Below are 2,256 nucleotides of genomic sequence, written 5' to 3'. Positions count from 1 at the left end.
CTTGGTCAGAAACAAAGCTGAGCTGTGATTCATTGACTCAGAAATTCTCTTGACGACATTCAGTCAAAAAAGCTTCACGGTTATAGGATCAAGCTTCACGAGCAATTAGTAATGGTTAGCTGAGTGCCTCACAGCACTTACACACCCATCCTATCAACGTCCTGGTCTCGAACGACTCTTTAGGGAGGTCTAGCCTCCAGGAAGACTTATCTTCAGGCAAGTTTCCCGCTTAGATGCTTTCAGCGGTTATCTCTTCCCCACATAGCTACCCGGCGATGCCACTGGCGTGACAACCGGTACACCAGAGGTGAGTCCACTCCGGTCCTCTCGTACTAGGAGCAGCCCCCGTCAATCTTCCAGCGCCCACGGCAGATAGGGACAAAACTGTCTCACGACGTTTTAAACCCAGCTCACGTACCTCTTTAAATGGCGAACAGCCATACCCTTGGGACCGGCTACAGCCCCAGGATGAGATGAGCCGACATCGAGGTGCCAAACACCGCCGTCGATATGAACTCTTGGGCGGTATCAGCCTGTTATCCCCAGAGTACCTTTTATCCGTTGAGCGATGGCCCTTCCATACAGAGCCACCGGATCACTATGACCTACTTTCGTATCTGCTCGACTTGTGGGTCTCGCAGTCAAGCACGCTTTTGCCATTGCACTATCAGCACGATTTCCGACCGTACCTAGCGTACCTTCGCACTCCTCCGTTACCCTTTAGGAGGAGACCGCCCCAGTCAAACTGCCTACCATGCACGGTCCCCGGACAGGATGACTGTCCCAGGTTAGAACCTCAAACAAATCAGGGCGGTATTTCAAGGACGCCTCCGCCACAACTGGCGTTGTGGTTTCACAGGCTCCCGCCTATCCTACACAGATCGGTTCAAAGTCCAATGCAAAGCTACAGTAAAGGTTCATGGGGTCTTTCCGTCTAGCCGCGGGGAGATTGCATCATCACAAACACTTCAACTTCACTGAGTCTCAGGAGGAGACAGTGTGGCCATCGTTATGCCATTCGTGCAGGTCGGAACTTGCCCGACAAGGAATTTCGCTACCTTAGGACCGTTATAGTTACGGCCGCCGTTTACTGGGACTTCGATCAGGAGCTTGCACCCCATCAATTAATCTTCCAGCACCGGGCAGGCATCACACCCTATACGTCGACTTTCGTCTTTGCAGAGTGCTGTGTTTTTAATAAACAGTCGCAGCCACCGATTATCTGAGACCTCTTCGCGCTCGGGGTGTTTCTCCCTCCACGCTACAAAGGCACACCTTATCCCGAAGTTACGGTGTCAATTTGCCGAGTTCCTTCTCCTGAGTTCTCTCAAGCGCCTGAGCATATTCAGCTCGCCCACCAGTGTCGGTTTGCGGTACGGTCCCGCTGAACTGGAGCTTAGAGGCTTTTCCTGGAAGCACATCCAATCACTTCGCTCAAAAGAGAGCTCGATGCTTTGCCTCGGAGATTCGCTGACGGATTTGCCTGTCAGCCTCCTACGCTCGCAAACCGGGATATCCAACACCCGGATGATCTTCAATACTCCGTCCCCCCTTCGCATTCAGCGGTGGTCAAGGAATATTAACCTTGTTCCCATCAGTTACGCTTCTCAGCCTCACCTTAGGGGCCGACTCACCCTGCTCCGATGAACGTAGAGCAGGAAACCTTGGGCTTACGGCGAGCGGGCTTTTCACCCGCTTTAACGTTACTCATGTCAGCATTCGCACTTCTGATACCTCCAGCAACCCTTACGAGTCACCTTCGCAGGCTTACAGAACGCTCCCCTACCACTCACACATAAGTGTGAATCCGCGGCTTCGGTTATTGACTTAGCCCCGTTACATCTTCCGCGCAGAAAGACTCGATCAGTGAGCTATTACGCTTTCTTTGAAGGATGGCTGCTTCTAAGCCAACTTCCTGACTGTCTTAGCCTTTCCACTTCGTTTTCCACTTAGTCAATATTAGGGACCTTAGCCGGCGGTCTGGGTTGTTTCCCTCTTGAGTCCGGACGTTAGCACCCGGTGCTCTGTCTCCCGTGCTCAAACTTCCAAGTATTCGGAGTTTGCCATGGTTTGGTAAGACGCCATGTCCCCCTAGCCATAACAGTGCTCTACCCCCTGGAGTCATACACGAGGCACTACCTCAATAGTTTTCGGGGAGAACCAGCTATCTCCAGATTTGTTTAGCCTTTCACCCCTATCCACAGCTCATCCGCTAATTTTGCAACACTAGTCGGTTCGGTCCTCCAGTGTGTGTTA

General features: G+C 52.2%; 1 rRNA gene (cut by a window edge). It reads right to left on the bottom strand.

Annotated features, from left to right (window positions below):
* Positions 1 to 84: 84 nt before the first annotated feature.
* A 23S ribosomal RNA gene (locus tag HMPREF9465_RS09215) occupies positions 85 to 2,256 on the bottom strand (it continues 711 nt past the right edge of the window).

Origin of the sequence: Sutterella wadsworthensis 2_1_59BFAA, assembly GCF_000297775.1 — a bacterium.
GTDB lineage: Bacteria > Pseudomonadota > Gammaproteobacteria > Burkholderiales > Burkholderiaceae_F > Sutterella > Sutterella wadsworthensis_A.
The sequence above is the reverse complement of the archived record's forward strand: the minus strand, read 5'-3'. Positions and strand labels throughout refer to the sequence as shown.